A 21,230-nucleotide genomic window follows, 5' to 3' on the forward strand; every position below is an offset into this window, starting at 1 on the left:
ATTTCGGGAACTGGATGCAGCCATCGAAAAAGCCCGCCGGGAGGGCGGGCTTAGATGCAAACCAGGGGGGGCTTGACGTCCTGCCGGGGTCCGGGGATCAGGCGGCGCTGCGGGTCTCGGAGATGACCTCGACGATGTCGTTGACGACGGCTTCGACCAGTTGCGGATCGTCTCCCTCAGCCATGACACGGATCAGCGGCTCGGTGCCGGACGGGCGGATGACCAGCCGCCCGGCCTTGCCGAGACGGTGGCGTGCATCCTCGATGACGGCCTTGACCGGGGCTTCCTCGAGTGGCTTGCCGCCGGCGATGCGGACATTCTTCAGGATCTGCGGCACCGGCTCGAACTTCTTCGACAGTTCGCTGACGGGCCGGCCCTGCCGCTTGATGCAGGCCAGCACCTGCAACGCCGACACCAGGCCGTCACCTGTGGTGGAGAAATCCGACAGCACGATGTGGCCCGACTGTTCGCCCCCGACATTGAGCCCATGCGCGCGCATATGCTCCACCACATAGCGGTCGCCGACCTTGGTTCGATGCAATTGCAGCTTCATGTCGCCGAGGAAGCGTTCGAGGCCGAGATTGGACATGACGGTCGAGACAACGCCGCCGCCGGCAAGCCGCCCGCTCTGGTGCCAGGACTCCGCGATCAGCGCCATGATCTGGTCGCCATCGACGATGACGCCATTTTCATCGACGATGACGACCCGGTCGGCATCGCCGTCGAGCGCAATGCCGATGTCGGCGCGCACTTCATGCACTTTCTTCTGCAAGCCGGCCGGATGGGTCGAACCGCATTCCTTGTTGATGTTGAAGCCGTTGGGCTCGACATTGATGGCCACGACCTCGGCGCCGAGTTCCCACAGTGCCTCGGGCGCGACTTTGTAAGCCGCTCCATTGGCGCAATCGACGACGATCCTGAGGCCAGAAAGCGACATCGAGCGCGGCAAGGTGCGCTTGGCGAATTCGATATAGCGGTCATGCACGCCGTCGACGCGCTTGGCGCGGCCAAGCCCGTCCGAATCGGCGAGTGCCAGTTCGATATCCTTGTCGAGCATGCTCTCGATGCGTTCTTCGATCTCGTCTGAGAGCTTGTAGCCATCGGGGCCGAACAGCTTGATGCCATTGTCGTAATAGGGATTGTGCGAAGCCGATATCATGACGCCGATGTCGGCGCGCAGCGACCGCACCAGCATGGCGACGGCGGGCGTCGGAATCGGGCCGAGCAGGAACACATCCATGCCGGCGGCGCAAAGCCCGGCCACCATTGCATTCTCGATCATGTAGCCGGAAAGCCTGGTGTCCTTACCCAGAACGACACGATGGCGATGGCTGCCGCGCTGGAATGAAAGGCCGGCGGCCATGCCGACCCGCATGGCGACTTCCGCGGTCATCGGAAACTTGTTGGCGCGCCCGCGAATGCCGTCCGTGCCGAAGTAATTTCCTGCCATGCTAGTCGGTATCCCCGATTGTTCTTATCCGGCACGTCATGCCACAATTGGCTCCCGCGCCATGATCACATTGTGTGATTATATGTTACGAATCCTTAGAAAATCATTGTTGTGCACCGCACACAACATGGCTGCAACGTAGCATGACGGCTCTCAGACACCGCAATGTACCAGTTTTGCGAGCCATCCGGCGCATATGCACGCGGAAAACCTTGTTTCGGACCGGTAAGGAACAATGATTTCATCACCTTATCGGGAAAACCGGCTTCCGCCGATATATACCTCACTTGGCATCTGGCGCAACCGACCGTTGAGCGCTATTGATTTGCTGGGACGTATTAATGGGCTGCAGCAACGGAGAAACGCTATGCTCATCCACCGACTTGCCACTCTGACCGGCCTTGCCGTTGTGACGTTGTTTCTGGCCGCGCCAGCCAACGCGCTGACGATGGCCGAGTGCAGCACTAAGTATAACGCCGCCAAGGATGCGGGGACACTTGCCGGACAGACATGGAACCAGTTCCGCAAGGCACAATGCGGCACCGATGCCGCGGCGACGGCGACCACCAAGCCGGCTGACACCAAGGCAGCAGACACGAAGACCACTAAGGCTGCCGCCGCAGCTGCCGACAGCACGGCCAAGGGCCTGACCGCCAAGGAATGCAGCACCAAGTACCAGGCGGCCAAGGCGGCCGGCACGCTGAACGGCATGAAGTGGAACGACTTCCGCAAGGCCGAATGCGGCGCCGGCGCATCCGCCGCCGCTGACACCACCAAACCGGCGACCACCAAGGCCGCGACCACCACCACACCGGCCGCCACAGGCAAGGGTCTGAGCATGGCCGAGTGCAGCACCAAGTACCAGGCGGCCAAGACGGCGAACACGCTGAAGGGCATGAAGTGGAACGACTTCCGCAAGAGCGAATGCGGCGCCAGCGCTTCCGAAGACGATACCGCGCCGGCTCCGAGCGAGGCGACCTACACCAACGAACCGGCAAAGCCGACTGTCGCAGCGCCGAAAGGCGTGACTTTCCCGACCGCCATCTCGCCGAAATTCGCCACCGAGACGCCGGCCAAGGGACGCATGCACACTTGCCTTGAGCAGTACTATGCCAACAAGGACGCCAAGACACTTGGCGGCCTGAAGTGGATCCAGAAGGGCGGTGGCTTCTACAGCCTGTGCAATGCCAAGCTGAAGAGCTGATCGCCTAATTGTTCGAAGAGGGAAGGCCCGTGCACCGTGACGTGCGCGGGCCTTTTTTGTTGCTCGCGAAGATGCCGCAGCCCCTGCTCGCATCGGCATCTGGCGGGAGGGACCGGCATCATCAACGCACTTCCCTCCGCCAGAGTAACTCGCAAAGATTCCGATTGAACATATAAGGAACAAACAGTATACAAAAAGACATCGGACTCGTTAGCAACCGGGAGGGTTTATGTCCAGTTTGAAGTTGGCGATATTGGGTGTGACGGCGTTGATCGCGTGGGGCGCCGCCCCTGCAAGCGCACTGACTATGAAGGAATGCGGAGAAACCTATAGAGCAGCGAAGGAAGGCGGCACTCTGGACGGCATGGACTGGGCCGCTTTCCGCAAGGAGAAATGTGCGACGCCCGCTGCGGACAGTGTCAGCGCGGATATGGTCAAGACCGAGCCGCAGCCGAAAAAGGAAACCAGCGCGGCGGTCGCCCCCACGGTAGCGCCGGCGGGCGTGACATTCCCGACCACCCTCGCCGCGGAGTTCAAGACCGAAAAACCCGCGAAGGCACGGATGAAGACCTGCCTGCAGGGTTACCACGGCAACAAGGACGCAGGTACGCTGAACGGCCTTCGCTGGATCCAGAAGGGTGGCGGCTATTACAGCCTCTGCAATGCGCGGCTGAAAGCTGAGTCATAAAGATCGAACACGGCGGATATGGCTATTCACCATTCGCCCGCAGACAACGAGTAGTCATCCTCGGGCTTATTCCACTGCTGTCCAGCTAAGCGGATTGGACAGCAGTGGGTCAAGTCCGAGGATGATGCTCCTACGTACGTCCGGTACCTAGCCTTGCGGCTGCGGCTCCATGCCGCCTTCGGGCTCGGGACCCTTCTTGCGGCGGCCACCGGATTTCGGCACGGCCGAACCACGGCTGGGCGGCGTGTCGTCGCCAAGGTCGCGCGCGGGCTTCTGGCCGGCGATCAGCTGCTTGATCTCGTCGCCCGACAGGGTCTCGTGTTCGAGCAGGCCTTGCGCCAGCGCGATCCATTCCTTCTTCTTCCTGGTCAGCACCGCCTTGGCCGTCGAATAGGCATCGTCGATCAGCCGGCGCACTTCGGCGTCGATGATCTGCGCGGTCTCTTCCGAGATGTTCTGCGTGCGCGCCACCGAATGGCCGAGGAACACCTCCTCCTGGTTGTCGCCATAGGCGACATGGCCGAGCTTGTCGGAGAAGCCCCAGCGCGTGACCATGGCGCGCGCCAGCTTGGTCGCCTGCTCGATGTCGGAGGAAGCGCCGGACGTGATGTTCTCCTTGCCGAACTTGAACTCCTCCGCCACCCGGCCACCCATCATGATGGCGAGACGCGAGATCATGTACTTGTAGCTCATCGAATAGCGGTCGCCTTCCGGCAACTGCATGACCATGCCGAGAGCGCGGCCGCGCGGAATGATGGTCGCCTTGTGCAGCGGATCGGCCGACGGCACGTTGAGCGCCAGGATGGCGTGGCCGGCCTCGTGATAGGCGGTCAGCTCCTTCTCGGCCTGGGTCATGGCCGAAGAGCGGCGCTCGGCGCCCATCATGATCTTGTCCTTGGCGTCCTCGAACTCGGCCATGGTGACGAGGCGCTTGTTGCGCCGCGCCGCCATCAGCGCCGATTCGTTGACGAGGTTCATCAGATCGGCGCCGGAGAAGCCGGGCGTACCGCGGGCAACGACCTTGAGGTCGACATTGGGCGCCAGCGGCACGTTGCGCACGTGAACCTTGAGGATCTTCTCGCGGCCGACGATATCGGGGTTCGGCACCACGACCTGGCGATCGAAACGGCCCGGACGCAGCAGCGCCGGATCGAGCACGTCGGGACGGTTGGTGGCGGCGATCAGGATGATGCTTTCGTTGGATTCGAAGCCGTCCATCTCGACGAGCAGTTGGTTCAGCGTCTGCTCGCGCTCGTCATTGCCGCCGCCGAGACCGGCGCCACGATGGCGTCCGACCGCGTCGATCTCGTCGATGAAGATGATGCAGGGCGCATTCTTCTTGGCCTGGTCGAACATGTCGCGCACGCGGCTCGCGCCGACGCCGACGAACATCTCGACGAAATCCGAACCCGAAATGGTGAAGAACGGCACGTTGGCTTCGCCGGCGACAGAGCGGGCGAGCAGCGTCTTGCCGGTGCCGGGAGGGCCGACCAGCAGCACGCCGCGCGGAATCTTGCCGCCGAGGCGCTGGAACTTCTGCGGATCGCGCAGGAACTCGACGATCTCTTCCAGGTCTTCCTTGGCCTCATCGACGCCGGCGACGTCCTGGAAGGTGACTCGGCCATGCGCCTCGGTCAGAAGCTTGGCCTTCGACTTGCCAAAACCCATGGCGCGGCCGGATCCGGACTGCATCTGGCGCATGAAGAATATCCAGACGCCGAGGATGAGGATCATCGGCAGCCAGGAGATCAGATAGCCGAACAGCGAATTGGAGCCGTCGGCTTCAGGGCGCGCATTGATGGTGACGTTCTTGTCCTGCAGCCGCGAGACCAGGGAGGGATCGCCGGGCGAATAGGTCTGGAAGCCGCTGGAATTGTCGGTGTAGGTGCCGGTGATGCGGGCGCCCGCAATGGTCACCGTCTTGACCCGGCCTGCCGCGACATCCTGCAGGAACTGCGAATAAGGCACATCGCTCGAAGCCCCGCGCGTCTGCGGCGTCTGGAACAGATTGAACAGGGCGATGAGCAGGACCGCTATGATCGCCCAGAGCGCGAGGTTGCGATAATTCGGATTCATCAATTGTCCCGTTGGCGTCCGCGGGCGGACACGCGTCATGAGAGGAAACTTGGGCTTAACATAGGGAGAGCACTTCCCCTTGCCAAGCATAACAGCACGTGTGGGTTAAGCTTTCGCCCATGATCGGCCGGCAGTATGGCCGGCGAATGGCGGCGCTGGAACCGGTGGCGCGCCGACCAACAAGGCCGCGGCCCGCGCCGGCGCCAGATCGAAAGACGGCAGGAAGCGCGCAAAGGGAGCAACGACCGGCCGCGCCTCAAACCCCGGCGATACCGACCAGTCCGGCGCCGAATCAGGATTCTCAAGGGCTTGCCGCGTTGCGGGCTCGGCCGCCAACGCCGCGCGTATCAGGCTTTGCGGCGTCTCGCCTTCGCCGGTCGCCAGCCGCTTCGCCGCCGCTGCCCCAAGCGGCGCGATCAACAATGCGCCGTTGCCGTCGTTCAATGTGATCTGGCGACGCCCATCCCAGACGGCGGCGTCGAGGACGGCGGCCGCCGGCGGCAAGCCGCGCATCTCACGGCGCAGGAAGATGCCGGCACGCCCGAAATCGACCACCGTCCGCGACAATGTGGCGCAAAGAAATCCGGCCTTTAGCCGGCCGAACAACGCCTCGCCGCGGGCCTTGTCCGGCAGATAGGCAACCCCGCCCGACGTCGCCAGGAGAATGCGCAAGGCGTAGACGGCCGCGCGGTCCTCGTCGGCGCGCAGCAGAGCCGGATCGAGTCTGATGAGCCCCGTTGCTGGCTGGCGGGCAAAGCGAAGGATGACTTCGGCAGCGGCCAGGCCAAGCTGCGTGCGGTCCAAGGCCGCCCGTGCCGCCAGTGCCAGGGCGCCATCCACGCGCTGCGCGCCGGCATCCCCCTCAAGTGCCGCGCGCAGACGCGGCCGCTCGTAGGTCTTGTCGGCATTGGTCGGATCGTCGGCCCAGCCGACATTCTGGCGCCTGAGGAAGTCGCGAAGCGCCGCGCGCCGCGTGCCTAGAAGCGGTCGCACGATCCATTCGCGCCAGTCGTGAAGGGTGGCCGGCGCCATGCCGGCAAGGCCACGGCCCTCCTCGCGGCCCGCTCCCTTGTCACGGCCCACGCCCTCTTCGCGGGTTTCCCGCATCAGCACTGTCTCGGCCTGGTCGTCAGCGGTATGGCCAGTCACGATCAGGCCCATGCCTTCCCCTCGCGCCGCCCCCGCCAGCAGCCGGTAACGCGCTTCCCGCGCCGCGGCGGGCAGACCGGTGGATGGCTTGCGCCCGGACCAGACCAGGGTGCGGTGGGCGATGCCGCGTTCCGCGCAAAGCTTGGCCACGGCTTGCGCCTCGGCTGCCGAACCCTGCCGCAGGCCATGGTCGACCGTCACCGCAAGCAGCCTGGCGGACGGCGCGGTTCGGTCGAGATACTGTTTGAGGAGGAGGAGCAGGGCGGTCGAGTCGCTGCCGCCGGATACGGCCGCAACGGCGCCGCTGGTAAAATCGATATGCGAAAGAAGTCTTGTCGAAAGATCAGGCTCGGGATCGAGCATCAGCAGGCAGCCAGGGCCTTTTCCTGCTTGACGCGTTCCTTGAGCGCATTCGAGATATCGGGGTAGCGCTTGCCGACTTCGCTGAAGGTGGCGCAGGCAACATCGTGCTGCTTGAGGCCGACCAGCGACACGCCGAGCTTCAACAGCATGTCGGGAGCCTTCTTGGCCTTGGGATAGTCCTTGCTGGCGGCGAGGAAGACCTCGGCGGCGTCACGGTATTTCTGCTGGCCGAGCAGGGATTCACCCAGCCAGTAATGCGCGTCCGCCGTCTTGGCGTCCTTGGGGAAGCGAGAGATATGGTCGCGGAACCCCTGTTCGGCGGTGCTGTAGTCGCCTGACAGGATGAACTGGTAGGAATTGCGGTAAAGCTCTTCCGGGTCTTTTGTCGAAGGCAGCGCGGCGACCACCGTGCCGTTGGGCTTTCCGGCCTTGGCCGGAGCGTTGGTGGCCGGAGCACTGGTGGCCGCAGCGGTATCCTGCGCCGGCACGGTCGCCTGGGTGCTGCCGCCGGCATCGACCACATTGCCGTTCTTGTCGACCGTGATGGTGCCGAAATTCTTTTCCGGCGCGCCCTTTCCGGGGATCACCTTGCCGGGGTCGCCATCGGAGGATTCGACGATGACGTCTTCGACGCTTTGGCCGCCGGACGACGGACTGGCGGCCCGGTTGCCGGTATCGGCCGGCGCCTGCGTGGCCGGTGCCTCGGCCACCCTGTTGTCGCCGCCGGCGGGTGCCGCCTGCGACTTCTTCTGTCCGGCCGGTTGCCCGCCTTGCGCGCCGCCTTCGAGCTGCTGGAAGCGGAACTCGTTGTCTTCCTGCTGCTTGCGGATCTGCTCCTGCATCTGCAGAATCTGGAAATTGAGCTCTTCGATCTTGCCGTTCATCTGGCGCAGTTGGTCCTCGAGCCCGGTCGCGCTCGCGCCGTTCGACTGTTGCGCGAGCTGAACCTGGTCCTGCTGCTTCTTCTCGCCGAAGAGGCTGGGCAGTTCGATGCTGGGCAGATGGAAGGAAAAGCCGCTGTCGGTCGATTGCGCTTTGCCATCAGCCCCCAGGCCGCTAGCCAGGGCGGTGACGCCTGATAGGAGTAGCGCCGCAAGCGTGCCGCTCAGAACCGATCTCAAATGCATGTGCCTCTCGCGTATGTCGTTAGTCTGTTCGCGCCTTCCAATCAGGGTGGGACCAGCCAAGCGCCCTCGGCTCATAGCAGGGCGCGAGACTTCGGCCAAATTTTGTTTCCGCTGCCCATATGTGAAAAAGGCGGCCTCACGGCCGCCTTTCCCAAACCGGTGTTGTATTTTTGCCGATCAGGAGCCGGCGCCGCTGAGCGTGGTGACCGCGCGGCGGTTCTGCGACCAGCAGGAGATGTCGTCGCACACCGCGACCGGGCGTTCCTTGCCGTAGGAAATCGTCTTCAGGCGGCTGGCGGAAACGCCCTTGGAAACCAGGAAGTCGCGGGCGGCGGCGGCGCGGCGGGCACCGAGCGCCAGATTGTATTCGCGCGTGCCGCGTTCGTCGGCGTGGCCTTCGACGACGATGGCATACTGCTTGTACTTGTTCAGCCACTGCGCCTGGCGGGCGAGCGTCGTCTGCGCGTCGGCGCGGATCGAGGACGAGTCCGTATCGAAGAAGATGCGGTCGCCGATGTTGACGGTGAAGTCCTGCGCCGAACCTGGCGTTGCCGCGCCGGCGCCGTTGAGGCCGAGATCAGCCGCGCTGTTGGGCGTCTTCTTCGAGGCGCAACCGGCGATGGCAAGCATGGCCACGAGCGCGATCATGACGGGATTTCTGGTCAGTGCTGCGATACGGCCCATGCCGCCTCTCCTTCGCATTCGAGTGATTTCGTTGATCACCCAGTAACCACGTTTGGGTTAACCGGCATTCAAGAAACACGGTTAAAATTTGGTTTAGGCCGCCGTCCGCGACCGTTACGCCCAACGCTGAACCAGGGGCGACATTGCGCGCGGACCCTAGGCGGAAATGCGGCCAAAACGCGACCAAGACGTGAAAAAGGGGAATTGAGGAGTTGGGGAATTGGAGAAATGAAGGGGCAGGCGAGAGAATTCACTTCAGTCTCTCTTTCAAGTTGACCAGCATTCCATAATATGGGCGTGGGATCGCAGCCATTTGTCGAACTGCTCTTGCATGATGTACTCAAGGTCGAGCGCGTAGGCGATCCACGTCTCTACTTCGCTGCACGAACCCATGGCCACCGAGATAACCCGCGCGAATTCAGCCTTAGAATGGCTCTGTCGGCGAATCCCTCGGCCAGATTAGCGCAAATGGCCTTGCTCGAGCGTCGCATCTGATCGGCCAGTGCGCATTGCTGCATTTTCGGGAAAGCGAGCGTGGCTTTGTGCAGCTCAAGAGAAACCGCATAAGCTCGTTTGCAGACCTCTAAATCCTTTGCTCGCTTAACGTAGTCCCCTGCCTTCTCCATCTCTTCAATTCTTCAATTCTGTATTTCCTCAATTCCCCAGTTCCTCATTTCCCCTCTTATTCCAGCAGCGGCGACCAGGCCGGATCGGACGCGAAGTTCGAGGTCGGGATCGGCTGCTCGTTGCGGCCGGTGAGATCGACCGAAACCAGCTTCGGGCCGCCATTGGAGTCGCGGAAGAACATCAGCACGCGCCCGTTCGGCGCCCAGGTCGGCCCTTCCTGTTGGAAGCCGGAGGACAGGATGCGTTCGCCCGAACCGTCGGTCTTCATGACGCCGATCTGGAATTCGCCGCCGGTCTGCTTGGTGAAGGCGATGAGGTCGCCGCGCGGCGACCACACCGGCGTCGAATAGACGCCGTCGCCGAAGGAGATGCGGGTCTGGCCCGAGCCGTCGGCGCCCATCACATAGATCTGTGCGCGGCCGCCACGGTCGGAGGTGAACACCACCTTGCTGCCATCAGGCGAATAGGACGGCGAGGTGTCGATGGCCGTCGAATTGGTCAGCCTTGTCGTCGAGCGGCTGCGCAGATCCATGGCGAAGATGTTGGAATTGCCGTCGTCGCGCAGCAGGCTCATGATCACCTTCTGGCCGTCGGGCGAGAAGCGCGGCGCGAACGTCATGCCGGGGAAGTTGCCGACCAGTTCGCGCTGCCCGGTCTCGATCTGCAGGAGATAGACCCGTGGCTGGCCGCTTTCATAGGACATGTAGGTGATTTCCTGCCGGTTCGGCGAGAAGCGCGGCGTCAGCACGATCGACCGGCCGTCCGAGAGGTAGCGCACATTGGCGCCGTCCTGATCCATGATGGCAAGACGCTTCTTGCGTGCGTTCTTGGCGCCGGACTCGTCGATGAAGACGACACGGGTATCGAAATAGCCCTTCTCGCCGGTCAGCCGCTCATAGATGGCGTCGGCGATGATGTGGGCGACGCGCCGCTGATTGGCATCATTGGCGAAGAACTGCTCGCCGGCCATCTGCTGGCCGGCGAAAGTGTCCCATAGCCGATACTGGGCGCGGATGCGGCCATCGGCCTCCTTGCTGACGCTGCCGGTGACCAGCGCCTGCGCGTTGATCACCTTCCAGTCGTCGAAGCGGGGCGCCGCGTCCGGGTTGGAAATCTTTTCGATGAAGGCGCTCTTGTCGATCGGTGCGAACAGGCCCGAGCGCTTCAGGTCAGCGGTGACGATCTGGGAAATCTGGGCGCCAAGCGCATCGCCGCCCTGGAAATCCGTGACGGCGATCGGCAGCGGCTCGACATTGCCCTTGTTGACATTAAGCTCGACGAGCGCCCATGCCGGCATGGGAACGACAGCCGTCATGCCCAGCGCCATCGCTGCAATCGTCAGGAGCGGCTTGAGGAAAGATCTCATATCTTCTCGCTTCTCTTCTTTGACTGTGTGGACGCCGGGCCTAGAGGCCGAGCATTTCCCTTGGGTCGAAGGTGACCCTGATGTCTGACCAGATGTCTTGTTTGCCCGCGGGCACCTGCAGGCCGGCCATGTCGCATTTCTGAACCGCGCGTACCGCGCTTTCGTCGAACTGCCGGTTGCCGCTCGATTTCTCGACGGCAGGACGGCCGTTGAGCTTGCCGGAGGTGTCCAGATTGAAACGGACGATCACGACGAAATTCTCCGAACCTTCCAGCCCGGCCGGCAAAGTCCAGCAGCCACCCAGCTGACTTTCCAAAGCGCCCTGCTCCGACTTCGACAGCTTCTGACCCTGATCCTTGTCGCCGCCGAGCGAGGCCTGCTGGGTCGAGCGCTTGGCGCCGCCGCCGGAGGGCTTCTGCTTGTCCAGCAGTGCCGAGATTTCATTGGCGTTGAACTGCTTGTCGTCGGACTTCGGCTTGGATGACGCTTCCTTGACCGGCTTTTCGGCATCCTTGCGTTCTGGCGCCTTGGCGCTTTCGGCCTGGGCCGGCTGCGGTTGCGGCTTTGGCCGCGCCTGCGGCGCGGGCGCGGAGTCCGGAAGCTGGGCGTCGTCGGGCTGGTCCTTGGCGATCGCCTGGGCGACGGCATCGGGCTTGACCGCGGGCGTCGGCTCGATGGCCGCGGTCTTGTCCGGCGGCGGCGTCGGGGTCGGCTCCTTGGCCGGCGTCGGCTTGGGCTCCGTCTGCTTGACGGGCTCGGGCTTCACCTCTTCCTTGGGCTGCGGCGCCGGCGCCACTTCCGTAGCCGGTATCGGCTTGGGCTTCTCCTGTGGCTTCGGCACGTCCTCCGGCTTCGGCTTTTCGGTCGGAGTCGGGGCGGGCGGCGGAGCCGAGGTCATGTCGACGGGCTTCGGCTTGGCTTCGGGCGTTATCGGCTTGTCGGTATCGACGCTGTTTTCGCCGACCTTCTGCGCATTCGGCACGATGTCCGGACGCTGCGTCGGCAGCGGCGCCGGCTTTTCATGCATCACGGCCTTCTTGTCGCCCTGCAAGGTCTGCGCGATGGCCTCCATCGGCACGATATCGACCGCGACGGACTCGACGTCCGCCGACGGAAGTGCCGCTGGTGCCGACAGCGTGAACAGGCCGAAGGCCAGCACCGCGGCATGCAAGATTACCGATGTGGTGAGGCCGGTCCTCATCGCGCGTCTATTGGTCCTGTTCCTGCAATGAAACCAGGCCCATGTTCTTGTAGCCGGCCGCATTGATGCGGGCCATGACCTTCATGGCGGTGCCATAGTCCGTCGACTTGTCGCCGCGGATGAATATGCGCTCATCATAGCCGGTCTTGGAGATCGCCTGCAGCTTGGCCACCAGGTCGTCCATCGGGATTTCGGTATTCTGAAGGTAGATCTTGCCCGCGGCATCGATCGAGACGGTGATCGGCTGCGTGTCGGCATTCATCGCCTTGGCCTGCGTGTCCGGCAGGTCGACCGGTACACCGACCGTCAGCATCGGCGCCGCGACCATGAAGATGATCAGCAGCACCAGCATGACGTCGACCATCGGCGTGACGTTGATCTCCGACATCAGCCCATGGTGACGGCCGCGCCGCCGGTGGCCGCGCCCGCCGCGCCCTGCCATGCCTACGGACATACCCATCTTTGTGCTCCTCAGGCCTTCGGCGCGACTTTTTCATCGATTTGGCGCGAGAGTATGGCGGAGAACTCGTCGGAGAACCCTTCCATGCGCACCGCGAGCTTGCTCGCATCCGATGACAGCTTGTTGTAGGCGATGACGGCCGGGATGGCGGCGAGCAGGCCGATGGCCGTCGCCAGCAGCGCCTCGGCGATACCGGGCGCGACCACCGCGAGGCTGGTGTTCTTGGAACCGGCGATCGCCTGGAACGAGGTCATGATGCCGATGACCGTGCCGAACAGGCCGATGAACGGGGCGGCCGAGCCGGTGGTGGCGAGGAAGCCAAGGCGCCCCTCGAGCTTCTCCATCTCGCGGGTCAGCGCCAGATCCATCGCCTTGTCGATGCGGGTCTGCAGGCCGAGCGGCGACTTGGCGCCTTTCTCGAAGCTCTTTTTCCATTCGCGCATCGCCGCGACGAAAATGGCGCCCATGCCTGACGTCTTGCGGTCGGCGAGCGTGCGGTAGAGCTCTTCCAGCGATTGCCCCGACCAGAAGATCTGCTCGAAACGGTTCAGCGCCAGCCGCATGCGGCCATAGGCAACCAGCTTGTCGACGATGATCGCCCAGGTCCAGACCGAGGCGCAGAGCAGCCCGATCATGACCAGCTTGACCACCCAGCTGGCCTGCATGAACAGCGCCCAAATCGACAATTGCGCGCCCGGTTCGGCGAGTGCGATATTTTCCATCGTAACGTCCTTAAGATTTTCCGGGCGAAGCTGCCGGCTGGCCCCTGGCATCCTTGTGGTCGGTTCGCACGAAGCTACCGGACACCCCAAACCGTGCCTTTCCCGGCCTTTTCGGGGCAAATATTGGTGAAAGGAAGGCGCTGGATAGCGCCAATCTTCACCACTCTCTTCATGAACCGTTATGGTTAAGGATGGGTTAGTGCATAAGGCGCGGCGCATTGCCGCGCCCAGGGGCAAGGCACTGGCGGTTTTCCGCCGGCCTATCCGCCTGTTCAGCTGTCGGAAACCGCCTTGGGCATGAAGGCCGCGACCCATTCCCGGGGAAAGCGTCTCGGGCGGCCGTTCTCGCCGATGATCGCCGCCTCGACCTTGGCCTCGACCAGCACCTCGTCGCCGCGTTTGAGTTGCTGCGCCATGAAGATGCGCGCGCCGGAAATGGCCTCCATGCGGGTGTCGACGGTCAAGATGTCGTCGATGCGGGCTGGGATGCGGAAATCGATCTCCATGCGGCGCACCACCCACACGATCTTCTCGCCATGCTTGCCGTCGGCAAGTTCCGTGTGATGCACGCCGGTGAGCCTGAGATAATCGGAGCGGCCACGCTCGAGGAATTCGAGATAGCGTGCGTGGTAGACGACACCGGAGAAATCGGTGTCGGCGTAGTAGACCCGCGCCATCAGCCGGTGGCCGAATGCCGTCAGCGTGCCGGAAAGGCCGGCCAGCAGCGTCGCCGATTCACCATGATCGCCCATTGCGCTTCCTTTTCGGTCGCGGCAAGGCACCTGTTCCGCGCGCGATATGGCATCGGATGGCACTGTTGAGGGCGATGATCAAGACTTTGATAACCGCACTGCTCGTGCTGCTGGCCTTGGCCTCGCCGAACCACGCGGCGACCTTCTCGAGAAGCGCGGCCTCCATCTCGACCTGTGGGTTGCCCGGCCCGGCGAGGGCCAGTGGGGCGACGCCAGTTCCATTCCGTCCTTGGCATCAGCCACCTCTAATTGTATCTTCATCCAGGCAACACATTCGTTCAAGGCTGACGTCTTGACGTGATGGCACGGTAGGCTTTCGGATCGACGCTTTCCCAATAGTCCAGAGCCGTCGTGTTCAAGAGGAGGTGCCCGTCATGGCTGTAGCGCTGTGGATGGCCGTCTCGCTTAACGGGATGGCCGCGCGCGAGGATCAATCAGAAGACTTCCTGTCGAAGACCGATTGGGAGATGTTTCTCGAGCTCGCTGGCGCCTGTGATGGCATCATTTGGGGCCGCGTAACACATCAGCTTTTCGAACAATCCGTACGCCGTCAGTTTGCGGAACTGCCATTGGTGGTCGTGACGCGGGATAGCACGTTCGCGACCCAGCCGGGTTCGATCCGCGCATCGTCGCCGCAGGAGGCGGTTGCGTTTCTCATGCGGTCCGGGTCGAACAGGATTTTGCTCGCTGGTGGTTCGCAGCTTAACGCCGCATTCGCTCAGGAGGGGCTAATCGACGAAGTGATCTTGGCAATCGAACCTGTTGTCATTGCGAAAGGGATTCCGATGGTGGCGCCGAACGCATCCGATCTTCGTTTAAGTCTCCTGGGAGTAGACGACAGGCGTAGTCCAACGCTGCGCCTGCACTACCGTGTCTTAAAAAGCTGATTCGATATCGTCCGTTTCATCTTGCCAAAGCATGAATGGCGTTATGACTGGGGGAAGTCTCATCGATACGAGTTGAGGGAGCGATCTGGGTCTGACAGGCGCCAGTCTAAAACGCGTCGGTGGGAACGGATTCATGCGATGCGCTTTAGATTTTTTTTTATGCATGTCGTTTTCCCAAAACCGAGGTCACTTTCGGGCGACATGCATTGAGGAACATCAACCGAGGTCGATCTGCAGGATTTCCGGCCGCACGCCGAAACGAACCGGGATGATGCTGAAGCCGAGCCCGCCCGAGACGATCAGGTTACGGTCGTTCTCGACGACATGGCCGTAGGCATAGCGGTTGCCGAAATCCGACGGCACGACAGGCGAATAGCCGAACAACCGCACCTGCCCGCCATGGGTATGACCCGACAGGGTCAGCGAAACCCGCCAAGGAACGGTCGGAAAAATATCCGGCTCGTGGGCGAGCAGGATGATCGGAGAACTATCCGCGACCTTGGCCAGCGTGCCGTCGAGATCGTCGAGCCCCTTGAACCCGTCGCCCTTCTTGGCGGGCAGCAGCGCCAGCTGGTCGGCGAGACCTGCGATCCAGACACCATGCCCATCCTTCTCCAGCCGCACGACGTCGTTCTCCAGCACCGGGATGCCGACCTTCTCCAGGGCCTTGCGCGCGATCGTCGGGCCGGCCCCGGCGCGCTGCGCGAAGCCATCGCTCCACCAGTCGTGATTGCCGAGGATCGACAGCACGCCGAGCGGCGCCTTCAGACCCGACAGCGCGCCCGCCCATTGCGAGGGCGTCACCGGTCCCGTCACCAGCGGCATACCGGCGATATAGTCGCCAAGCAGCACGATCAGATCCGGCTGCAACGCATTCGCATCGTCGACGAGCGAGGCAATTCGTTCCTGGGTCATCCAGGGCCGGCAGGCATGGATGTCGGCGAGCGCGACGATCCGCAGCTTCAGCCCCGCCGGCCAGTGCGGCGGCGTCAGCGCATAGCGCTTCACATGGGTCAGCAGCATCGGCTCGATACCGACCGCATAGGCGCCGAGCGCGGCGGCGGTCAGGAACGACCCTCCTATGAAGCGCAGGAACCCGCGTCTGGTTATCATTCGAACGCTCCGGCACTTGAATCGCAGCGGCATGCCGCAAGGCAGCGCCGATAAAATCCACGATTGCGCCGGCAAATCGACAAAGGCGAGTAGATTTTGCGCAGGACGTTCACGGATGCTTGATCGCATGCCCGAATATCCGCGCCGGAGCGGCTATTCTTCCTGGAACAGGTTGATCTGCTGCTGTGCCAGGTCCTTCGGCGCGTCGAGACCGAGATGCCGCCAGGCATTGGCCGTCAGCATGCGTCCGCGCGGCGTGCGCTGGATGAAGCCCTGCTGGATCAGGTAGGGCTCGATGATGTCCTCGATGGCATCGCGCGGCTCGGACAGGCCGGCGGCGATCGTCTCGATGCCGACCGGCCCGCCGCCGAAATTGCGCGCAATCATGGAGAGATAACGGCGGTCGAGCGCATCGAGGCCAAGCGCATCGACCTCGAGCCGTGTCAGCGCCTCGTCGGCGATCAGGCGGTCGACATGGCCGTCGCCGGCGACCGAAGCGAAATCGCGCACGCGGCGCAACAGCCGTCCGGCGATACGCGGCGTGCCGCGCGCGCGCCGCGCGATCTCGAGCGCGCCGTCGTCGCCGAGCGGCATCTGCAGGATGCGGGCGCCGCGCCGCACGATCTGCTCCAGTTCCTCGACCGTGTAGAAGTTGAGCCGCACCGGAATGCCGAAACGGTCGCGCAGTGGATTGGTGAGCAGCCCAAGCCGCGTGGTGGCGGCGACCAGGGTGAAGCGCGCGAGGTCGATCTTGACCGAACGCGCCGCGGGTCCCTCGCCGATGATCAGGTCGAGCTGGAAATCCTCCATCGCCGGATAGAGGATTTCCTCCACCGCCGGGTTCAACCGGTGGATCTCATCGATGAACAGCACGTCGCCTTCCTCGAGATTGGTCAGCAGCGCGGCGAGATCGCCGGCCTTGGCGATCACCGGGCCGGAGGTCGAGCGGAAATTGACGCCGAGTTCGCGCGCCATGATCTGCGCCAGCGTCGTCTTGCCGAGACCCGGCGGCCCGACGAACAGCACATGGTCGAGCGCCTCCTTGCGGCCCTTGGCGGCCTCGATGAACACTTTGAGGTTGGCCCGTACCGCGGCCTGGCCGACAAAGTCGTCGAGCGTCTGCGGGCGCAGCGTCTGGTCGGCATCCTCGCCGCGTTTTTCCGGAGCGATCAGGCGGGGGGTAAGGCTCATCCCAGCAGTTCCATGCTCGCGATGGATCCTGCAGCCCGCTGATCGAACGTGACCGTGTGAGAACAGCCCAGATTCCGGTTGTGCTCGGCGATCAGCGCATCTGCAAAGTCCACCTGGGGCATGTTGGATCTTTCGAGTGCGACCACGATGGCATCGAAATCCTCAAAAACCAGTGTCCTGGTCTTTAGCAGCCTTTGGATTGCCGTCAGAACTTGCTCTTTGGGCAGCTTGTAGCGTGAAATCAACGACAAGTTGAACTCGACAAGGACGATCAGGCTGACAAAACCCGGATTGTCTTCACTGAGACCGTTGCCGAAAACGAGAGCTTTCGCCCTTTGCTCAGCGTCATCGTTCAGCACCATTCGCAGCAAAACGTTGGTATCGACACCTATCGATGTCACGCGCCCTCATTCCCGCCCTTCGGCTCATCTCCAACAACGTGCCGTCCGACGGCCTCGCGCACCGCGGCATCGATTTCTTCGAGCGATGCCGGGCCACCTGGCGGATCCCCCAGGAATCCGGCGAGGTCGGCAAAGTCGAGATTGCGCGGCGTTCCGATCAGATAGCCGTCCACGACCGTCCAAGCGATCATGTCACCCGTCTTGAGCGACAGAGCGTCACGGACATCTTTTGGAATGGTAAGCTGGCCTTTCGATGTCAGGCTTGCATACGCGCCCATTTTCTTACTTTCTGAGAAATTACTTACCAAATACATTCTAGCTGGAATTTGCCTTTCAAGCAATCACCGCGCCAGTTCCTTCAGCCCGAAGCGGATCAGCTTGGATGCGTCCGCACCCTCGCCCGCCGTCTTCAGCGCCGCCGACACCGCATTGGCTGCGATGTCACGGGAATAGCCGAGATTGACCAGCGCGGAGACCGCATCGGTGATCGGCGCTGGCGCCACGCCTTCGCCGAGTTCCTGCTTCAGGCCGATCGTGCCCGATGCCGCGCCTGCAAAAGCGGGCGCCTTAGTCTTCAATTCGGTGACGATGCGCTCCGCCACCTTCTTGCCAACGCCGGGCGCGCGACTGACCATGGCGATGTCGCGCAGGGCGATCGCATTGGCGAGATCGGCAGGTGTCAGCGTCGACAGGATGGCAAGCGCCACCTTGGCGCCAACGCCCTGCACATTGTTCATCAGGAGCCGGAACCACTCGCGCTCCAGCGCCGACTGGAAACCGTAAAGCCGGATCATGTCTTCGCGCACATAGGTCTCGATGAACAGCACCACCGCTTCGCCGGGCGGAGGCAGCGTGGCCAGCGTGCGCGCCGAACAATAGGCGACATAGCCGACCCCATGGACGTCGACGATGCAATGGTCTTCGTCGATCTCGTCCAGCGTACCCTTGAGCTTGCCGATCATTCGCCATGGCCTCTCATGATGCCAATGCCGCCATCCGATAGGCAACGCTTTGCCGGTGATGCGCATGGCAGATGGCGATGGCCAGCGCGTCGGCGGCATGTTCGGTGTCGAAGGTCGCTTTCGGCAGCAGCACCTTGACCATCATGTGGATCTGCTTCTTGTCGCCATGGCCGACGCCGATGACAGCCTTCTTCACCGCATTGGGCGCATATTCGGCGACGACAAGGCCGGCCCGTGCCGGCACCAGCATGGCGATGCCGCGCGCCTGGCCGAGCTTCAGAGTCGCCACGGCGTCCTTGTTGACGAAGGTCTGTTCGACCGCCGCCTCGTGCGGCATGGCCTGATGCAGGATCTCGGCGAGCCCATCATGCAGTTGGCAGAGCCGCGTCGCCAGCGCCGCCTTGTCCTCGGAGCGCACCGTGCCGGAAGCGACGAAGCGCAACGAATTGCCGAGGCTCTCGACGATGCCCCAGCCGGTGCGCCTGAGCCCCGGATCGATACCCATGATGCGAATCGCGTCCCCCATCCGACCAATCTACCCCTTGGGCGGACAGCGATGCCAGCGAAATGTGAACAAACCGGAAACAATGGCCTTGCCGGGCCAGAGAATGTCTTGAGGTCGACCTAGTTGCGGGCGAAGGCGGTGTTGAGCAGGCTGATCTGATCCGAAACCGGATTGGGCCGGCGAGCCATTGGCTGCATGTCGATCACGGCGCCCGCGCCATAGATTTCATCATCCATGCGGCGCACCAGCGCCTGCAGGCGCAGCGACCGGTTGACGAGGTCGAGGAAATCATTCGGCAATTCGGCCCAGCCGGCTGCTTCGTCATGAGCGGAAGCCGTGTCGAGGCGCACCTTGGACTTTTCCGAAGCGACCTGGTCGCGGGTCATCTCGCCGGAATTGGCCGCGCGCTGCAAAAGCAGCCACGAGGCAACCTGCATCAGCCTGGTGGTCAGCCGCATCGATTCGGCGGCGTAGAGCGTGGCAGCCAGCCGAGACAGTTTCTTGGCCTCGGCGCGACCCTTGCCGTCGAGATATTCCGCCGCCTGTTCGACCAGCCCCATGCCTTCCTGGTAGAGCGGTTTGAAGGAGTGCGAAAAAACCCGGCGCTCCGCCAGCTTCACGGTTTTCGCGCTGCCCTTCGAAGGCTCGTTCATTGATACGCCCCTGCACTTGCAACCGGCCAATACGGCTCACTGCCGATACACCCGGGACCCTATATGACTGAAGCTTGAAAATGCGCTTCACCGGGGGTGAAGGCAAGCACATGTTTAACAGAAGGTTAATGACGATCGGCCGCCCGGGATGCCGCCGGACGGCGGACAAAAAAAGAGCCGCGGATAAGGCGGCTCTCAGGAGTTTAACAGGGAGGCGTCAAACAAAGTGGCTCCAACCACTCGGTAAGAATCCAGATCACTGGATGCACATAGTAAACGCCTGTAAAGCTTAATGAACCCTTAATGGCACTGATGTTTTTTGAGCGGACGCCCGGATCCTGTGCCGTAACAGCACATTTCCAAGGTTCCGCCAGGCACCGGTCAGGCCTTCTTCCAGACCACCGGCAAGGCGATGAAGGCAAACAGCAGCATGCCCGCATAGAAGCCGATCGAGGCGATTCCCAGCAGCGGCTCGATTGCCGGATTGCCGGCAAGCAGGATATAGAGGCCGATCATCAGTCCGATGCCGCTGATCGCGGTCAGCCAGAAATGGACGATGGCGATCGTCTTTTGCCCGGCTGCCGGAAACAGATGATAGAAGAAGGCGAATACCGCCGACATCAGCCAGCCGGCCACCATCACGTGAGCGTGGGTCGGCATCTGGCCATGGTCCTCGCTGATCGCCATGTGGATGCCGAGCGCCATGCCGCACAGCGCGTAGATGACGGCCAGCGTGAAGAAATTCCGTGCTACCCCTTGCATTTAGTCCCCGAATTGCGTTTTCCCGAGCTGGGAATGAGTTGATCGTCAGGCGACTTCTGTCGCCACCGGGCTCCCGGTGTCGGCGCACTAGCATCGGCATTGTTTCTGGACGATGTCGCGCCTACCCCTCCCGATACTTTTCACACTAACAGAAAGCCGGGCGGCATGTTCGCCCTATCGGCGCTTCTTGCGTTGCCGAAGCTGAAACAGAGCCGGTTTTTTCACGACATCGTTCCGAAACAGGCGCGGCGCTAAACGCTTGGCCATCGGGGCGGACGGGCGCGGTGGCGCGCGGCGCCCTTTACCATTGCATCTGCACCTGGGAGAAAAATCATGGACTGGTATTCCATTATCAAATTGCTGCACATTGTTTCGGCGACCCTGTGGGTCGGGGGCGGCTTCACGCTGATGGTGCTGGCGACGCTGGCGGATCGGGCGGGAAACATCCAGGGAACGCTACAGGCGATGCGCGCCACGGGCGAGTTGGGCAACCGCTTCTTCGCGCCGATGTCGATGCTGACGCTGGCCTTCGGATTGACCATGTGCGGGTTCTGGGTCGGCTTCTCCGAACTGTGGATCCTGATCGGCCTTGCCGGCTACGCCACGACTTTCTGCATCGGCATGTTCGTCTTCAAACCGACAGCCGGCCGCATGGCCGCGATGATCGCCAGGGATGGCGTCACGCCGGCAGCACTTGCCCATGGCCAGCGCATCCTGCGCGCCGCGCGCTTCGATTATGCGGTGATGCTGGTCATCGTTACCGATATGGTGCTGAAGCCGACCTTGCACGATGTCGCCATCCTGGCTGCCATGGTGCTGGTCCTTGCCGGGGGTGCCGCGCTGGCGCTTGGCCGGCCACGGCGCATGGTGCCCAGCGCCGCCTGACC

24 protein-coding genes are annotated in these 21,230 nt (G+C 62.8%); 4 read left to right on the forward strand and 20 right to left on the reverse strand.

Going from position 1 to position 21,230, the window contains the following annotated elements; genetic code table 11:
* Positions 1 to 97: 97 nt before the first annotated feature.
* Positions 98 to 1,450, reverse strand: a complete 1,353-nt coding sequence (gene glmM, locus FJ958_RS23285; protein ID WP_140745834.1) for a phosphoglucosamine mutase — start codon at positions 1,448 to 1,450, stop codon at positions 98 to 100.
* A 367-nt stretch (positions 1,451 to 1,817) separates the two neighbouring features.
* Here glmM and FJ958_RS23290 point away from each other — a divergent pair, with 367 nt between their 5' ends.
* Together FJ958_RS23290 and FJ958_RS23295 are read left to right on the forward strand one after the other, a co-directional pair.
* Complete coding sequence (locus tag FJ958_RS23290; RefSeq protein WP_140745836.1) at positions 1,818 to 2,654, forward strand: hypothetical protein; 837 nt, start codon at positions 1,818 to 1,820, stop codon at positions 2,652 to 2,654.
* A 229-nt stretch (positions 2,655 to 2,883) separates the two neighbouring features.
* A complete protein-coding gene (locus FJ958_RS23295; protein WP_140745838.1) occupies positions 2,884 to 3,342 on the forward strand; it encodes a hypothetical protein in 459 nt (152 codons plus the stop codon).
* 147 nt (positions 3,343 to 3,489) lie between these two features.
* Here the strand turns inward: FJ958_RS23295 and ftsH are convergent, their stop codons facing one another.
* From ftsH to ybgC, 11 genes are all read right to left on the reverse strand, one after another.
* On the reverse strand, positions 3,490 to 5,418 hold the full coding sequence (ftsH, locus tag FJ958_RS23300; protein ID WP_140745840.1) for an ATP-dependent zinc metalloprotease FtsH: 1,929 nt from the start codon (positions 5,416 to 5,418) through the stop codon (positions 3,490 to 3,492).
* A 105-nt stretch (positions 5,419 to 5,523) separates the two neighbouring features.
* Positions 5,524 to 6,930, reverse strand: coding sequence for a tRNA lysidine(34) synthetase TilS (gene tilS / locus FJ958_RS23305; RefSeq protein ID WP_140745842.1), 1,407 nt, complete (start codon positions 6,928 to 6,930; stop codon positions 5,524 to 5,526).
* Positions 6,930 to 8,057: a tol-pal system protein YbgF gene (gene ybgF, locus FJ958_RS23310; protein WP_140745844.1), complete on the reverse strand. Its 1,128-nt coding sequence runs from the start codon at positions 8,055 to 8,057 to the stop codon at positions 6,930 to 6,932. The genes tilS and ybgF overlap by 1 nt, the downstream gene beginning before the upstream one ends.
* Positions 8,058 to 8,234: 177 nt before the next feature.
* Positions 8,235 to 8,741, reverse strand: coding sequence for a peptidoglycan-associated lipoprotein Pal (gene pal, locus FJ958_RS23315; protein ID WP_140745846.1), 507 nt, complete (start codon positions 8,739 to 8,741; stop codon positions 8,235 to 8,237).
* 267 nt (positions 8,742 to 9,008) lie between these two features.
* Positions 9,009 to 9,134 carry a four helix bundle protein gene (locus FJ958_RS32565; protein ID WP_348642219.1) on the reverse strand — a complete coding sequence of 42 codons (126 nt, stop codon included), beginning with the start codon at positions 9,132 to 9,134 and terminating at the stop codon, positions 9,009 to 9,011.
* Positions 9,113 to 9,367: a four helix bundle protein gene (locus FJ958_RS23320; protein WP_348642218.1), complete on the reverse strand. Its 255-nt coding sequence runs from the start codon at positions 9,365 to 9,367 to the stop codon at positions 9,113 to 9,115. Before FJ958_RS23320 ends, FJ958_RS32565 begins: the two co-directional genes overlap by 22 nt.
* Before the next feature lie 56 nt (positions 9,368 to 9,423).
* Positions 9,424 to 10,695 carry a Tol-Pal system beta propeller repeat protein TolB gene (gene tolB, locus FJ958_RS23325; RefSeq protein WP_226890710.1) on the reverse strand — a complete coding sequence of 424 codons (1,272 nt, stop codon included), beginning with the start codon at positions 10,693 to 10,695 and terminating at the stop codon, positions 9,424 to 9,426.
* Positions 10,696 to 10,774: 79 nt separating this feature from the next.
* Positions 10,775 to 11,935, reverse strand: coding sequence for a TonB family protein (locus tag FJ958_RS23330; protein ID WP_140694894.1), 1,161 nt, complete (start codon positions 11,933 to 11,935; stop codon positions 10,775 to 10,777).
* 7 nt (positions 11,936 to 11,942) lie between these two features.
* Positions 11,943 to 12,395, reverse strand: coding sequence for a protein TolR (gene tolR / locus FJ958_RS23335; protein ID WP_140608296.1), 453 nt, complete (start codon positions 12,393 to 12,395; stop codon positions 11,943 to 11,945).
* 11 nt (positions 12,396 to 12,406) lie between these two features.
* Positions 12,407 to 13,117 carry a protein TolQ gene (tolQ, locus tag FJ958_RS23340; protein WP_140608298.1) on the reverse strand — a complete coding sequence of 237 codons (711 nt, stop codon included), beginning with the start codon at positions 13,115 to 13,117 and terminating at the stop codon, positions 12,407 to 12,409.
* A 272-nt stretch (positions 13,118 to 13,389) separates the two neighbouring features.
* Positions 13,390 to 13,869: a tol-pal system-associated acyl-CoA thioesterase gene (ybgC, locus tag FJ958_RS23345; RefSeq protein WP_140745848.1), complete on the reverse strand. Its 480-nt coding sequence runs from the start codon at positions 13,867 to 13,869 to the stop codon at positions 13,390 to 13,392.
* Positions 13,870 to 14,243: 374 nt separating this feature from the next.
* On the opposite strand from ybgC, the gene FJ958_RS23350 reads away from it, so the two are divergent.
* The gene (locus tag FJ958_RS23350; protein WP_140745850.1) at positions 14,244 to 14,756 is read left to right on the forward strand and encodes a dihydrofolate reductase family protein; all 513 of its coding nucleotides are present in this window, start codon (positions 14,244 to 14,246) and stop codon (positions 14,754 to 14,756) included.
* A 216-nt stretch (positions 14,757 to 14,972) separates the two neighbouring features.
* On the opposite strand, the gene FJ958_RS23355 is transcribed toward FJ958_RS23350, so the two are convergent.
* The 8 genes from FJ958_RS23355 to FJ958_RS23390 form a co-directional block, all read right to left on the reverse strand.
* Positions 14,973 to 15,869 (reverse strand): metallophosphoesterase, encoded by an 897-nt coding sequence (locus FJ958_RS23355; protein ID WP_140745852.1) that lies wholly within the window; start codon positions 15,867 to 15,869, stop codon positions 14,973 to 14,975.
* Positions 15,870 to 16,022: 153 nt separating this feature from the next.
* Entirely contained in the window at positions 16,023 to 17,060 is a 1,038-nt protein-coding gene (gene ruvB / locus FJ958_RS23360) for a Holliday junction branch migration DNA helicase RuvB (protein ID WP_140745854.1), read from the reverse strand.
* The gene (locus FJ958_RS23365) at positions 17,057 to 17,461 is read right to left on the reverse strand and encodes a type II toxin-antitoxin system VapC family toxin (protein WP_140745856.1); all 405 of its coding nucleotides are present in this window, start codon (positions 17,459 to 17,461) and stop codon (positions 17,057 to 17,059) included. The genes ruvB and FJ958_RS23365 overlap by 4 nt, the downstream gene beginning before the upstream one ends.
* Complete coding sequence (locus tag FJ958_RS23370; protein ID WP_246679717.1) at positions 17,458 to 17,775, reverse strand: AbrB/MazE/SpoVT family DNA-binding domain-containing protein; 318 nt, start codon at positions 17,773 to 17,775, stop codon at positions 17,458 to 17,460. Before FJ958_RS23370 ends, FJ958_RS23365 begins: the two co-directional genes overlap by 4 nt.
* 27 nt (positions 17,776 to 17,802) lie before the next feature.
* Positions 17,803 to 18,423, reverse strand: a complete 621-nt coding sequence (gene ruvA, locus FJ958_RS23375) for a Holliday junction branch migration protein RuvA (protein ID WP_140745858.1) — start codon at positions 18,421 to 18,423, stop codon at positions 17,803 to 17,805.
* A gap of 13 nt (positions 18,424 to 18,436) precedes the next feature.
* The gene (ruvC, locus tag FJ958_RS23380; protein ID WP_140745860.1) at positions 18,437 to 18,949 is read right to left on the reverse strand and encodes a crossover junction endodeoxyribonuclease RuvC; all 513 of its coding nucleotides are present in this window, start codon (positions 18,947 to 18,949) and stop codon (positions 18,437 to 18,439) included.
* Between the two features lie 98 nt (positions 18,950 to 19,047).
* The gene (locus tag FJ958_RS23385; RefSeq protein ID WP_140745862.1) at positions 19,048 to 19,581 is read right to left on the reverse strand and encodes a DUF1465 family protein; all 534 of its coding nucleotides are present in this window, start codon (positions 19,579 to 19,581) and stop codon (positions 19,048 to 19,050) included.
* Between the two features lie 381 nt (positions 19,582 to 19,962).
* Positions 19,963 to 20,343: a hypothetical protein gene (locus FJ958_RS23390; RefSeq protein ID WP_140745864.1), complete on the reverse strand. Its 381-nt coding sequence runs from the start codon at positions 20,341 to 20,343 to the stop codon at positions 19,963 to 19,965.
* A 333-nt stretch (positions 20,344 to 20,676) separates the two neighbouring features.
* Here FJ958_RS23390 and FJ958_RS23395 point away from each other — a divergent pair, with 333 nt between their 5' ends.
* Positions 20,677 to 21,228, forward strand: coding sequence for a DUF2269 family protein (locus tag FJ958_RS23395; protein WP_140745866.1), 552 nt, complete (start codon positions 20,677 to 20,679; stop codon positions 21,226 to 21,228).
* Positions 21,229 to 21,230: the final 2 nt, after the last annotated feature.

The sequence above is a fragment of the Mesorhizobium sp. B2-3-5 genome (assembly GCF_006442395.1).
In the GTDB taxonomy this organism is placed as follows: domain Bacteria; phylum Pseudomonadota; class Alphaproteobacteria; order Rhizobiales; family Rhizobiaceae; genus Mesorhizobium.

Excerpts from the sequence above, each read along its gene's own strand:
- tolB (WP_226890710.1), bottom strand. The coding sequence starts at position 10,695 with ATGGCGCTGGGCATGACGGCTGTCGTTCCCATGCCGGCATGGGCGCTC.
- ruvB (WP_140745854.1), bottom strand. The coding sequence starts at position 17,060 with ATGAGCCTTACCCCCCGCCTGATCGCTCCGGAAAAACGCGGCGAGGAT.
- ybgC (WP_140745848.1), bottom strand. The coding sequence starts at position 13,869 with ATGGGCGATCATGGTGAATCGGCGACGCTGCTGGCCGGCCTTTCCGGC.
- FJ958_RS23290 (WP_140745836.1), top strand. The coding sequence starts at position 1,818 with ATGCTCATCCACCGACTTGCCACTCTGACCGGCCTTGCCGTTGTGACG.
- FJ958_RS23370 (WP_246679717.1), bottom strand. The coding sequence starts at position 17,775 with ATGTATTTGGTAAGTAATTTCTCAGAAAGTAAGAAAATGGGCGCGTAT.
- ybgF (WP_140745844.1), bottom strand. The coding sequence starts at position 8,057 with ATGCATTTGAGATCGGTTCTGAGCGGCACGCTTGCGGCGCTACTCCTA.
- tolR (WP_140608296.1), bottom strand. The coding sequence starts at position 12,395 with ATGGGTATGTCCGTAGGCATGGCAGGGCGCGGCGGGCGCGGCCACCGG.
- pal (WP_140745846.1), bottom strand. The coding sequence starts at position 8,741 with ATGGGCCGTATCGCAGCACTGACCAGAAATCCCGTCATGATCGCGCTC.
- FJ958_RS23330 (WP_140694894.1), bottom strand. The coding sequence starts at position 11,935 with ATGAGGACCGGCCTCACCACATCGGTAATCTTGCATGCCGCGGTGCTG.
- FJ958_RS23390 (WP_140745864.1), bottom strand. The coding sequence starts at position 20,343 with ATGCAAGGGGTAGCACGGAATTTCTTCACGCTGGCCGTCATCTACGCG.
- FJ958_RS23350 (WP_140745850.1), top strand. The coding sequence starts at position 14,244 with ATGGCTGTAGCGCTGTGGATGGCCGTCTCGCTTAACGGGATGGCCGCG.
- FJ958_RS23385 (WP_140745862.1), bottom strand. The coding sequence starts at position 19,581 with ATGAACGAGCCTTCGAAGGGCAGCGCGAAAACCGTGAAGCTGGCGGAG.
- tolQ (WP_140608298.1), bottom strand. The coding sequence starts at position 13,117 with ATGGAAAATATCGCACTCGCCGAACCGGGCGCGCAATTGTCGATTTGG.
- FJ958_RS23395 (WP_140745866.1), top strand. The coding sequence starts at position 20,677 with ATGGACTGGTATTCCATTATCAAATTGCTGCACATTGTTTCGGCGACC.
- ftsH (WP_140745840.1), bottom strand. The coding sequence starts at position 5,418 with ATGAATCCGAATTATCGCAACCTCGCGCTCTGGGCGATCATAGCGGTC.
- ruvC (WP_140745860.1), bottom strand. The coding sequence starts at position 18,949 with ATGGGGGACGCGATTCGCATCATGGGTATCGATCCGGGGCTCAGGCGC.
- FJ958_RS23355 (WP_140745852.1), bottom strand. The coding sequence starts at position 15,869 with ATGATAACCAGACGCGGGTTCCTGCGCTTCATAGGAGGGTCGTTCCTG.
- tilS (WP_140745842.1), bottom strand. The coding sequence starts at position 6,930 with ATGCTCGATCCCGAGCCTGATCTTTCGACAAGACTTCTTTCGCATATC.
- glmM (WP_140745834.1), bottom strand. The coding sequence starts at position 1,450 with ATGGCAGGAAATTACTTCGGCACGGACGGCATTCGCGGGCGCGCCAAC.
- FJ958_RS23320 (WP_348642218.1), bottom strand. The coding sequence starts at position 9,367 with ATGGAGAAGGCAGGGGACTACGTTAAGCGAGCAAAGGATTTAGAGGTC.
- FJ958_RS23295 (WP_140745838.1), top strand. The coding sequence starts at position 2,884 with ATGTCCAGTTTGAAGTTGGCGATATTGGGTGTGACGGCGTTGATCGCG.
- FJ958_RS32565 (WP_348642219.1), bottom strand. The coding sequence starts at position 9,134 with ATGGGTTCGTGCAGCGAAGTAGAGACGTGGATCGCCTACGCGCTCGAC.
- ruvA (WP_140745858.1), bottom strand. The coding sequence starts at position 18,423 with ATGATCGGCAAGCTCAAGGGTACGCTGGACGAGATCGACGAAGACCAT.